This window comes from Acinetobacter sp. IK40 (assembly GCF_035615075.1).
Lineage (GTDB): Bacteria > Pseudomonadota > Gammaproteobacteria > Pseudomonadales > Moraxellaceae > Acinetobacter > Acinetobacter courvalinii.
Genome location: NZ_JANBOE010000001.1, coordinates 629,157 through 641,551, shown reverse-complemented (window position 1 = coordinate 641,551; position 12,395 = coordinate 629,157). Strand labels below are relative to the sequence as shown.

At 38.2% G+C, this 12,395-nt stretch carries 12 protein-coding genes; 9 read left to right on the top strand and 3 right to left on the bottom strand.

Annotated elements, in window-relative coordinates; genetic code table 11:
* The first annotated feature begins 77 nt into the window (after positions 1-77).
* Positions 78-1,067, top strand: a complete 990-nt coding sequence (gene bioB / locus MSG93_RS03155) for a biotin synthase BioB (RefSeq protein WP_324620552.1) — start codon at positions 78-80, stop codon at positions 1,065-1,067.
* A gap of 45 nt (positions 1,068-1,112) precedes the next feature.
* Here bioB and MSG93_RS03150 read toward each other — a convergent pair whose 3' ends face one another.
* Positions 1,113-1,325: a hypothetical protein gene (locus tag MSG93_RS03150; protein ID WP_324620551.1), complete on the bottom strand. Its 213-nt coding sequence runs from the start codon at positions 1,323-1,325 to the stop codon at positions 1,113-1,115.
* Between the two features lie 135 nt (positions 1,326-1,460).
* The gene (locus MSG93_RS03145) at positions 1,461-1,808 is read right to left on the bottom strand and encodes a hypothetical protein (protein WP_005229912.1); all 348 of its coding nucleotides are present in this window, start codon (positions 1,806-1,808) and stop codon (positions 1,461-1,463) included.
* 499 nt (positions 1,809-2,307) lie between these two features.
* Between MSG93_RS03145 and MSG93_RS03140 the strand changes: the two genes are divergently transcribed.
* The 6 genes from MSG93_RS03140 (at position 2,308) to MSG93_RS03115 (ending at position 9,092) form a co-directional block, all read left to right on the top strand.
* Complete coding sequence (locus MSG93_RS03140; protein WP_324620550.1) at positions 2,308-2,841, top strand: fimbrial protein; 534 nt, start codon at positions 2,308-2,310, stop codon at positions 2,839-2,841.
* An 80-nt stretch (positions 2,842-2,921) separates the two neighbouring features.
* Positions 2,922-3,656, top strand: coding sequence for a molecular chaperone (locus MSG93_RS03135; RefSeq protein WP_324620549.1), 735 nt, complete (start codon positions 2,922-2,924; stop codon positions 3,654-3,656).
* Between the two features lie 63 nt (positions 3,657-3,719).
* Positions 3,720-6,293, top strand: coding sequence for a fimbria/pilus outer membrane usher protein (locus MSG93_RS03130; RefSeq protein WP_420714291.1), 2,574 nt, complete (start codon positions 3,720-3,722; stop codon positions 6,291-6,293).
* Positions 6,290-7,303: a fimbrial protein gene (locus tag MSG93_RS03125; RefSeq protein WP_324620548.1), complete on the top strand. Its 1,014-nt coding sequence runs from the start codon at positions 6,290-6,292 to the stop codon at positions 7,301-7,303. Before MSG93_RS03130 ends, MSG93_RS03125 begins: the two co-directional genes overlap by 4 nt.
* A gap of 153 nt (positions 7,304-7,456) precedes the next feature.
* Positions 7,457-8,440: a DUF4882 family protein gene (locus tag MSG93_RS03120; protein ID WP_324620547.1), complete on the top strand. Its 984-nt coding sequence runs from the start codon at positions 7,457-7,459 to the stop codon at positions 8,438-8,440.
* Positions 8,441-8,798: 358 nt separating this feature from the next.
* Positions 8,799-9,092: a hypothetical protein gene (locus MSG93_RS03115; RefSeq protein ID WP_032868923.1), complete on the top strand. Its 294-nt coding sequence runs from the start codon at positions 8,799-8,801 to the stop codon at positions 9,090-9,092.
* Positions 9,093-9,552: 460 nt separating this feature from the next.
* Here the strand turns inward: MSG93_RS03115 and MSG93_RS03110 are convergent, their stop codons facing one another.
* Positions 9,553-9,951, bottom strand: a complete 399-nt coding sequence (locus tag MSG93_RS03110) for a hypothetical protein (RefSeq protein WP_324620651.1) — start codon at positions 9,949-9,951, stop codon at positions 9,553-9,555.
* 453 nt (positions 9,952-10,404) lie between these two features.
* On the opposite strand from MSG93_RS03110, the gene MSG93_RS03105 reads away from it, so the two are divergent.
* Both MSG93_RS03105 and MSG93_RS03100 read left to right on the top strand, forming a co-directional pair.
* Positions 10,405-11,700, top strand: coding sequence for an integrase family protein (locus MSG93_RS03105; RefSeq protein WP_324620546.1), 1,296 nt, complete (start codon positions 10,405-10,407; stop codon positions 11,698-11,700).
* Between the two features lie 41 nt (positions 11,701-11,741).
* A complete protein-coding gene (locus tag MSG93_RS03100) occupies positions 11,742-12,389 on the top strand; it encodes an SOS response-associated peptidase (RefSeq protein ID WP_324620545.1) in 648 nt (215 codons plus the stop codon).
* Positions 12,390-12,395 lie beyond the last annotated feature (6 nt).

The following is a 12,395-nucleotide window of genomic DNA, read 5'->3' as shown; positions in this document are numbered from 1 at the left end:
TTTTTTGCCCTTTGGCTTTGGCACGATTTCTGTATGATTAGTCTCAATGTTTGTCATCAATCATCATGGATATAACAATGACCTTACGTAATGACTGGACTCGTGATGAAATCCAAGCTCTATATGATCAACCTTTTCTAGACTTAGTTTTTGAAGCGCAAAGTGTACATCGTCAACATTTCCAGGCCAACTCGATTCAGGTCAGCACCCTTCTTTCCATTAAAACGGGTAAATGTCCTGAAGATTGCAAATACTGTTCGCAATCGGCGCATTACGATTCAAAATTAGAAGCTGAAAAACGTATTGCGGTTGATAAAGTCATTCGTGAAGCACAGTCTGCCAAAGAATCAGGCTCTTCACGTTTCTGTATGGGCGCTGCATGGCGTAATCCGCATGAACGTGACATGCCTTATGTGCTTGAAATGGTACGTGAAGTAAAAGCATTAGGCCTTGAAACCTGCATGACCTTAGGTATGTTGAACCAGTCACAAGCCGAGCGTTTAAAAGATGCAGGTCTGGATTATTACAACCATAACCTGGATACTTCCCGCGAATACTATTCTCATATTATTAGCACGCGTACTTTTGATGATCGTCTGGATACTTTGGATCACGTTCGTCAAGCAGGCATGAAAGTTTGTAGTGGTGGTATTGTTGGGTTGGGCGAAAGCCGTAATGACCGTATTGGTCTATTACATGAACTGGCAACCATGCCTGTCCATCCTGAATCAGTGCCAATCAACATGCTGGTTCCTATCGAAGGCACACCACTTGCTGATGTCGAAAAACTAGATGTTACCGAATGGATCCGTACCATTGCGGTTGCACGTATCATCATGCCACACAGTTATATCCGCCTTTCAGCAGGTCGTGAATCACTCAGTGATTCTGATCAGGCACTTGCATTTATGGCGGGTGCAAACTCGCTCTTCTCTGGCGACAAATTATTAACCACACCAAATGCTGGCGAAGGCAAAGATCAGATCCTGTTTGCAAAACTGGGTTTAACCGCAGAAAAGCCAAAACCAACCATTGCAGAACTTTCGGTCGATGCCATGAGTGCATAAATGAAAAAGCCTTGTCAAATGACAAGGCTTTTTTTAGATGAAAAATCAGATAGATGTCACCAGAATGCCATACTTGGCAGTTAGATACATGCCGACTCGAATAATATCCACGCCTGCTGCATGTGAAACTGACAGTTCCTGAGTATGCACATCAAAATGTAATGAATCGAAAACCTCCTGATGCTGCATCAGCCATGTCATTGTGTCTGCCATATTGTCATCGACAGTATAGGTTTCTGATTTAAAATCCTTATTCATTAAGCCAATCTAATCATTGAATACATGACGCTATCATAGCGAATAGACAGCTTTAAATCAGCTAAGTCAAAGACATTTAGCGATATCAATGCTCGCTAAATGTTTCAATAAGGCTTGGTCGTTTTAAGCTTGGGTTTAAGCAGCCTTTGGATTCACAATCGTCTGACCTGATTTCAAACTATCAACTGCTTTCGGGTTAAACTCCAGAGTCAACACGTGATTATCTAAGTGGACGTGATACGAACGGATCAATGACTGCTGCCCTTCATCTGTTTCAAGCACATATTCATCGGCAATATTTAAAATCCCTTCCAGATTGGTCGTACTTGAGGCACGGTCGTGACCAAACAGATCATAGATGGTTTGCAGATTAAAACTGGTTTGTTTTTCCAACGGATGGCTTTTCAGATGACTTTCCAGAAATAAAACCAATTTATGTGCAAAGAAATAGTAATTCGGTTTATGGGTATAAAGCATGTTCATTGAAAGCTCCTCTTGACGTTTTTTTCATCTAATCATGACTAAAAAACTAAAGATTGAACCTTAAAAAATTCTTAAAAGCAGTACGCATATTTTGTTAATGGATTGTCATTTTTCTTCAAATTTGTTAATCAAAAACTACAAAAAAGCATTTGTTTTACATTTTTTCTCGGCAAAGCATTTTCAGTCAGCCCCATGATTCCGCACAAAAAGTAAACAATCTATTCTTTTTTTCTAAAGGAAAAATCAATCAATCTTTAGAAATATTAAAAAAAATGATTAAAAAAATTGAATTTTTACTCTATAAAATACAAAAATATAATATATATCACAAACTTATTTTAAATCGGAATTTTAGATTAAAAAAATACCAAAAATGTGACGTAATTTGCACTTTTTAAATTAATTGCGATATATTTTGCGCATTACTTGTTCAGCGCAAAAATTCAACTGAAAAGTAATTTTAATTCAAACTTTTAGCTGATGTATTCGAGAAATTATTATGAAAAAACTTGCTTTGATCGCTGCTCTTTCAGTTGTAGGTATTGCTAACGCTCAAGCTGCTGATGGAACGATTACAATTAATGGTCTAGTCACAGACAAAACTTGTGACATCGTAACTCCAGCGGGTAAAGACTTTACCGTAACGCTTCCAACTGTATCTAAACAAACTCTTGCTAACGCAGGTGATGTAGCTGGTCGTACTCCATTCCAAATCAACTTAGGTAACTGTTCAGAAGGTAAAGTTGCAACTTACTTCGAACCAGGCGCGACTGTTGATTTCAACACTGGTCGTTTATTAAACCAAAATGCTGCTGGTGCTAAAAATGTTGATGTTCAATTACTTGGTAACAACAACCAAGTAATCCCAGTGCTTGCTGCAGGCAGCAATGGTGCTCAAACGAACTCACAATGGGTTGACGTGGTAGAGGGTGGTACTGCTGACCTTAACTACTATGCTGAATATTATGCAACTGGCGCTTCATCTGCTGGTGAAGTAAACACTTCAGTTCAATATACAATTATTTATCAATAATCTATTGATAGACTTTGCGGGTTTCTAGGCTTCTAGGAATTCGCAATTGTAAATTTCACGCAATCATAGAGTAAATTTAAATGGCACTGAACGGTTACAATTTTTTGCTTGGTTTAACACTATCATCGGCAGTCATCGCAACTCACACCCATGCAGAAATTATTTTGCACGGCACTCGTGTGATTTATCCATCTGATGCACGTGAAGTAACTTTGCAAGTGAGTAACAATGGTTCTAAACCATCGCTTGTTCAGGCATGGATTGATGAAGGTGATGCTAAAAGTACACCAGACCAGTCAAAAGTTCCATTTATGATTACCCCACCGATTTCGCGTGTCGATCCAACGAAGAGTCAATCCCTTCGTATTACCGCATTACCTAATGCAGCTCAGTTAAATCAAAAACAAGAAACTGTTTTTTGGCTAAATGTTCTGGATATTCCACCACGACCAACAGCGAATAGCAAAGATGCTGTTCCTGATAATTTTTTACAGCTTGCGATTCGTTCACGCATTAAATTTTTCTATCGCCCGGCAAGTATTAAAACTGATGCCAATCTTGCAGGTGAAAAATTGCAATGGACTAAAAGCGGACAAACACTGATTGTAAAAAATCCAACGCCGTTTCACGTCACCATGACGGCGATCTACCAGCAAAATGCAGGAAAGCCGGTGGATCTATTACCCAAAGGTTTAATGCTCTCACCTTTTTCAGAAGACAAAGTCCAGTTAAAAACGGGAAATACTGAAAAGATGAGCTATGTCAGCATTAATGATTACGGCGGTCGTATCGAACACCAGATCAAGCTTCAATAACAAACAAATTTATTCCCAATGTATAAATGATTTTGTACCTATCATTGAATAGGCGAACCGATTATGTCAAAGAAAAATGCAACAGCTAAATTCTTGAAGCGTCGTATCTGTTATTACCTGACTTCAGGGGTAATCACCGTAACGCTGCCTATGGCTGTTTATGCAGTAGAACAGACAACAGAACAAGCAGCACCCATGGAAGCGGAATTCGACTCTGTTTTTTTAATCGGTGATGCGCAAAAAGTCGATATTTCCCGCTTTAAATACGGCAACCCTGTTTTACCGGGTGAATATAACGTTGATGTCTACATCAATGGCAACTGGTTCGGTAAAAGAAGAATGATGTTTCGTTCATCTGAACAGAACCAGAATGCTTTTACCTGTTTTACTTCAGGTTCTTTACTTGAATATGGTGTAAAGCAAGAAGTTCTGGTCAACCGTACTGAATCGAATGTGCCAAATGCATGCTATAAAATCGAAGAATGGATTGAAAATGCCTATTACGATTTCGATACCTCACGCCTGCGTATCGACATTTCGATTCCACAAATTGCATTACAAAAAAATGCCCAGGGCTATGTAGACCCAAGTATCTGGGATCGTGGTGTTAATGCCGGATTTTTATCGTATAGCGGTAGTGCTTACAAAACCTTTAACCGTTTAAATGATAATAAAGAGACTACCAATGCCTTTATGGCAATTACAGCGGGTGCAAACATTGCAGGATGGCAACTTCGCCATAACGGTCAGTGGCAATGGCAAGATGGCGCTCAAAGTGAATTAGACTCAACGAATAAGAAGAAATCTAACTACGAATCTACCAGCACTTATTTACAACGTGCCTTTCCTCGATATCGTGGGGTTTTAACCTTAGGTGATAGCTTTACCAATGGTGAGTTATTTGACTCATTCGGTTATCGCGGACTAGATTTTTCGAGCGATGACCGCATGCTGCCGAATAGTATGCTCGGCTATGCGCCCCGTATTCGTGGTAATGCCAAAACCAACGCGAAAGTAGAAGTTCGTCAACAGGGTCAGTTGATTTACCAGACTACGGTTGCACCAGGTAGCTTTGAAATCAATGATCTCTACCCGACAGGTTTTGGTGGTGAACTTGAAGTTTCGATTATTGAATCGAATGGTGAAATACAAAAGCTGGCGGTTCCTTATGCGTCTGTTGTGCAAATGCTACGCCCCGGACTCAGCCGCTACTCCGTCACTGCCGGTGAATTCCGTGATCGTGATATTGATTTAACGCCGTGGGTGACGCAAGGTAAATACCAACGTGGTATTAACAACTACTTGACCGGCTATACCGGCTTTCAACTGGCTGAAGATTACAGTGCCTTACTATTAGGTGCCGCGGTAGCAACACCTATTGGTGCGGTCTCTTTTGACGTGACCCAGTCCAATACTGACTTTGACAAGCAAGGTTCACAATCTGGGCAAAGTTTCCGTCTCAGTTATAGCAAACTGATTTCACCGACCAATACCAACTTAACCTTGGCAGCCTATCGTTATTCGACGGAAAACTATTATAAATTACGTGATGCCCTGCTCATTCGTGACCTTGAAGATAAAGGTGTGAATACCTTTGCGGTAGGTAAACAACGTAGTGAATTCCAGATTACCCTGAACCAAGGCCTGCCTGAGGGCTGGGGTAATGTTTATATGGTCGGTTCCTGGAATGATTACTGGAACCGTAATGAGACCAGTCGCCAATATCAAATCGGTTACAGCAATAATTATCATGGTTTGACCTATGGTCTTTCTGCGACCAATCGTGAGATTGAATATGGTTCAAGAAATCAAACCCGTGATACTGAATATTTGATGACCCTTTCTTTCCCGATCAATTTCAGAAAGAGCTCTGTCAACGTCAATGCGACCGCGTCTGAAAACAGCCGTACTGTGGGTATGAGCGGAATGGTCGGTGATCGTTTTAACTATGGTGCTTCTGTATCTCATCAAGATAGACAAAACCCGAGCTTTAACGTGAATAGCCGTTATCGCACTAACTTTGCGACCGTAGGTGGCTCATATAGCATCGCTGATGCTTATCAACAGGCGATGCTCAGTGTGAGTGGCAGTATCGTTGCCCATGAAAAAGGCATCCTGTTTGGTCCGGAACAAGGGCAAACCATGGTGCTGGTCTATGCACCAGATGCTGCAGGTGCCAAAGTCAACAATACCGTTGGACTCAGTGTAAATAAGGCTGGTTATGCCGTGATTCCTTATGTCACGCCTTACCGTTTGAATGACATCACACTTGATCCGCAAGAAATGTCAACCAATGTTGAATTGGAAGAAACCAGCCAGCGTATTGCCCCATTTGCGGGTGCGATTGCAAAAGTTGATTTCTCGACCAAGAAGGGCTATGCCATCTACATCAATACCAAAACAGCAACAGGTGAAAGCTTACCGTTTGCTTCGCAAGTTTTTAATGCTAAAGATGAATCTGTTGGTATTGTTGCCCAAGGCAGCATGGTGTATTTACGTACCCAAGAGCCAAAAGGTGATTTGTATGTAAAATGGGGCGAAGAAGCCAATGAACAGTGCCACTTTAGTTATGATGTTAGCGCACAAATTTCTAAAGATCAGCAAAGCATGATCATGTCTGAGGCCGTATGCAAATGAAAAAATTACTATTAAGCAGTGCCTTGGTTGCTGTAGGTTTTGGTATCAATACAGCAGCTCAAGCTGCTTGTTCAACTAGCGCGGGTTTCAGAACAATTGACGTCTCCATGCAAGTTGGTCGAGTTGTAGTTCGACCAAGTGACCCCGTTGGTAAAGTCTTAGTTAAATCTCTTTTTGAAATTCGTCCTGATTCTAGAACAACATATACTTGTAATAGTAGCGATATGATGGTCGCACGGTTACTACAAAATTATGCAATTAGTCCACTGGGCGATAATATCTATTCAACCAATATCCCAGGTATTGGAATTCGTCTTTATCGAGAAGCTTTTAACGCAACGAATTTCTCAGGATATTATCCTTATACCCGATCTGTACCAAGTACTCGTATTAGCCTTGCCGAGGGCTATTTCGTTGTTGAAATTGTGAAGACAGCAGAAAATACAGGCTCAGGAACATTAGTGCCTGGTGTTTATAGTACTTATTATGCTGGAAACAGGAATGATCGCCCTTTCTTAACCAGTACTGTTTACGGTAACGCTATTACGATTGCTTCTTCTTCTTGTGAATGGAGAGGTGATATTAATAAAGCGGTACAACTTCCAACTGTGATGAAATCAGGCTTTAAAGGAATTGGTTCTACTCAAGGAGAGCAATCTTTTGAACTAAATATTCTCTGTAATGGTGGTGAAAACCAAACAGGTTATGAAGAAAAGAACCTTATTAGTTTAACCTTTGATTACCAACAAGAAGGCAATAACACTCAGGTTTTAAAGAATCTTGAGCCAAACTCGACTAAAGCGAATGGTGTTGGCGTTCAACTTGTGTGGAATTATCAGAATAAAAATCAAGTTATTGGCTTAGGTAATAAATTAGAGCTAGGAACAGTGAAATCGAACCAAACCGTTCAATACAATGTTCCACTAACAGCTCGTTATTATCAAACTGCAGCCAATGTCACTGCGGGTAAAGTCCGCGCTATGGCTACAGTGACGATCCAATACGATTAACCTTTTATAAGACCTCTTCCCAAACAAGAGGTCTTTTTTTATAAAAACTCAAAAAATATAATTAACTTATTAATTTTTAAAATCAATAACTCAAAAAATACTCACATTTAATTTTTGATAAAAGCCGTAAATACCACACCAGAGGAATAATCAATGAAAAAACTGAGCATATTTGCACTTAGCCTAGCCTTACTCGGCTGTGGTGAAAATCAAAATGGTTCACAACAAAATGCTATTTCTACTCAATCAACAGCAGCACCATCCTCAAGCTTTAGTTTGCGTAGTTTTAGCCAGCCACAAACATGTCAGTATAACTTCGATGCCACACAACAAGATTATGATGCTTTATGGAACAATCAAAATTCAGAATATCTGATGGGTATATTTCCAGCAATCAATGGTCAAAAGTTTAGCTTAACCGTTGCCCCCCCTTATTTTTCAAATAGCGACCCTGAGTACGGTACTTTTAATTACTTACAATACTTAGCTACCAGTAAAGCAAGGTTTTATTCGGCAATAAATTCTCCATATTTTCCATACTTACAAGATGGTTTAGGAGATTTTAACTTACCAAAAACAGGGATTCTTGCACTGGAAATGCAACTCTATATACCTGGCGCCCCACTAAGTGGGGGTTATTACGGAGAACCAGGTTCATCTTATTTCGCAGATATTAATTTTAGTGGAATCTCTGAAAATGGATATGTTGTAAGGTCAGGATATAGTTTCATGGCAGGTGCCGCTGATCCTGATTTCGGTGAAAACCCACCATCCATATTATTTATGCTTGGTTACCCAAATAGTGATGAGACTGAGTATACTTCAGTTGCTTATTACTACAATAAAATGACCGACTATCAAAGTAAATATCATCGCGTAGGTATCTATATCAACCAAAATACCAAACAGGTTGGCTTTATTGTTAATGGTGTTGATCAGGGGTATCAAGGAACACTCCCTGCTCCATTGAAAAATATAGGTTTTGATATTCGTAGCTGGGTTGGTTCTGATAAGGATGGTGTATTCTCAGACAAACTTGCGGGACTAGAATTCACATCTGAGCTGATCACTGACCGCAATGCACTACAATTCAGTTACCCTCAAGGCACAACGGACATCTGCGGTAATGTAATTTAGTCTAGCTTAGTGTCACAAAAGCCTAATCGACGATTAGGCTTTTTTTGTTACCCAAAATAGCATTCGCATAATTCTCCCGTAACAATGGTATGCCTAAGTTCCATATTTGAGTTTTAAAATATGCTACAACAGTCGCATAATGTATACTAGAAAGATCAGGTTTTTAAATTCGCATTAAAACAAAAATATGTGACACGATTAACAAAATAAATTTATTATATTAATTATCAATTTAAAAATAAAACCTTAAATAGATCACACTTTAAATAAATATTTAATTAAAAATTTATTTAAATATTGCCTCGATAATAAATTCCATGTTAATTAATACTTAATACATTTATAAAAGGCAATAAATATGTATAACTATATTTATAAATCTGCCCTACTTTTATCATTAATGGCATTTGCTTCGGTTAGTTATGCTGCAAGCACAATCCAGCTGAATGGAAGTATTGTAGAAGATACCTGTTCTCAACAACTGCAAATCAATGAATGCGAACAATTGAACATGTTACGGCAAAAAATTGAATCTCAAACTATTTCATTAAGCGATTTAAATACTTCACCTCAAAAAAACACCATGACTGAGATTAGCTTTGAGCAACTTCCAGATCATAAAAACGCGATTATTATTGCAAACTACTACTAGTTAATATATTTATTATAAAGATGTGATTCAGTTAACATTAACAACAGATTCACATCTTTTTAATAATCAAAAAACTTTTTTAGATTTAATTGTTAGTATTCAATAGCTAAAATTTATTTATTGCATTTTTATCAGCATGAAAAACGAGCTATTCAATAGTCTGATTCAATTGCGGGCATAACGAGCAGACATCTGCTCTCCACGTTCTTACGTGGATAGATTGAAGATAGAAAGCAAAAATGGCGGATACTTTAACAAATCCCAAGCAAGCATAGAGCTCAGCGGTTTGAGTACAACTGATCTAAACAATTTTTGTAGCAACCCTCTTCTACAATATGGCATTCTCTTACTTAGTTTAGTCCTTTAAGCTGAAGAAATAGCTGGGATGCTCTGATCTATTTCTCACGATATTCTGCTCTGCGGGCAATGCTAAACAATATACAAGTCTTCAAGCGCGATTCTATTCAAAAATACTCACTTGAGTCTGGCCATCTATTGAAAATATACATTTACCTTTAAATTCTTGTGCATTCCCCAGCTCATTTTCAGCGCAGAACTCCAGATAAAGATATACGTCTCCACTTTTTTGATTTATATAATAATTCCCACGCAAATTATCGTTAAAACTCACGCTTTTTTTCTTTATTACATTGGCCAGCACAAGTTTTTTGCACTTTTGGATCAATTTTTCTTTATTTAAATTAATTTCAGATTTTCGAATATAAGAAGTGTTTTTACTCAAATCTCTGATATTTTCTTGATTATCATTCTCAATAATATAAGAATCAAACTCCGTCATTATATTAGAGTCTTTACTCTTATAATCTTCAAAACTTTCACACCCGAATAAAAATAACATTATGGTGAAAGCTAAGACATTCTTCACTTTAATAATCTATAAGAATAAAAACTATAAGATATCAAAAATAATGAAATATGACAAAGGATAATACCTCCGCCTGAGCATAATTATGATGGGACTTATACGGTCTTAAGATAATCCAAGAAGATACTACAGGTCTTGCCCTATTGTTTTATTTCTATTGCGACCATTAATTTTTAGACATTAAAAAAGCACTTACAGTTAATACATGTAAGTGCTTGATATATGGTGGGCCCACACAGACTTGAACTGTGGACCAACGGATTATGAGTCCTGAGTTTTACGTATTCATTAGCATTCACCAGTATGCTTTAAATTTATATATTTTCTTTATTTTCAGTCAACTATACAACATTTGTATTTATCTGTGTTGACTAACATTGATGTAATTTGATTACATAGCGCTTACACGAAAGCGATGTAATCAATATGAAAGTTAAGCTCACCACAAGTAGAGTTCTCAAATTAGAAAAACCAATAGACGGTAAAAATCAAATCTTCTACTGGGATCTTGATACCCACGGCCTGGCTCTTAGAGTGACAAATAATGATAATCGGTCTTATATCTTCCAAGGAAGAATCCCTAACAAAATTGTACGTATTACAATTGGAGATGTAAACGTTTGGTCCCTTGATGAAGCTCGAATTGAATCTAGGCGCTTAAAACAATTATGTGATCAAGGTATTGACCCACGTCGTAATAAAGCTGAAGAAGAAGTTAAAAATACTGATTTTTCTAGACTTGAGTCTTTAAAAAAAATCACTTTTGGTCATGTTTTTAAGGAATATGTTGAAGAAAACAAAAGCCGTTGGAGCGATAGGCATTTTGATGACCACATTAAACTAATTAAGAAAGGTGGTGAGAAGAAAAAACGCGGTGAAGGATTAACAATTGATGGAGCCCTATATGCTTTGGTTAACACCCCTCTTTCACAGTTTTCAGCAGATTATCTAGTTAAATGGCAAAAGAATGAGTCAATCACGAGACCAGGACAAACAGCTTTAGCCTTTCGTTTAGCAAGAGCCTGTATTAATTGGTGTTCAGAACACGACGTTTATTCCCAAATCATTGGTAAAAATGTGCATCAGACAAAACGTGTTCGTAAAGCTGTTCCCGTCCTGAAGGCACGTAAGCGTGCTTTATTAAAAGATCAATTATCAAATTGGTTTTTAGCAGTATCAGAAGTTCCGAACATTATGCATCGAACATTTCTACAAATTACTATTCTCACTGGACCGCGTTCTGATTCACTAAGATCAATTGAAAAGGAACATTTAGACTTCAAATGGAAAGTGATCATGATTTGGGATAAAGATGATCAGGACTATCGTTCTATTCCTATGACCTCATATGTTGAAAAGCTACTTAAATCTTTACCCCAGAATCCTGATTCTAAATACGTTTTTTGGTCAAATAAATCAAAATGTGGATATATTACTGACGTTCGAAAAAAGTACCATGAAAAACTAGACGAGTACGGTCTACCCCATTTATCGATACATGATCTTCGAAGATCTTTTAGTAATTTGACAGAATGGCTAGATATACCACAAGGTGTGGTTGCTCAAATTATGGGTCATAAACCAAGTGCTACTCAGGAAAAACACTACAAAGACCGCCCGGTTGATCTTTTGAGAGTTCACCACCAGCGTATTGAAGACTGGATTTTACAAGAGGCAAATATTTTAGTAGAACCTTCTTTAAACAAATCTATAGATAAATAAAACAACTTATAGGTTCATAGTGATTAAAAAGGAGAATTATTATGTGTGCAAACTATGAACCAATAGCCAGAAGCCGAGCACAATTACTCAATCTTCTTGAACCCACATTCGAATACAAAGCTGACTTATATCCAGGCTACGGTGGGCCTATTCTCATTTCGACCGAGCACGGGATTGAATGGAGATCTGCCCGCTTCGGTCTAGTACCAAATTGGGCTGATGATATTAAGAAAGTGCGCAATACTCATAATGCAAGATCTGAAACGGTTGCATCAAAACCGAGCTTCCGCCATGCGTGGTCTAAAAATCAATTTTGCTTAATTCCAGTTGAGACTATTTTCGAACCCAAGTACATCAATGGTAAATCTCATTGGTATGGCATTTATCGTCAGGATGACATGCCATTTACCGTTGCTGGGATTTATGAATATGCCGTTGTTAACGGCGAACCAATGGTTTCAATGAGCATGTTAACGATCAATGCTGATATGCATCCATTTATGAAACAGTTTCATGCTCCAGACGATGAAAAGCGCTCAATTGTGGTAATTCCAAAGGGTCGCCGCAAAGATTGGCTTACCTGTAGTCATGATCAAGCACGGGATTTTTTAATAGATCTACCACCCGATGAATACACCGCTGCGCCTAAAAATGAAATGCATAAATTCCGACCAAATGCACATTTTTAAGCGACA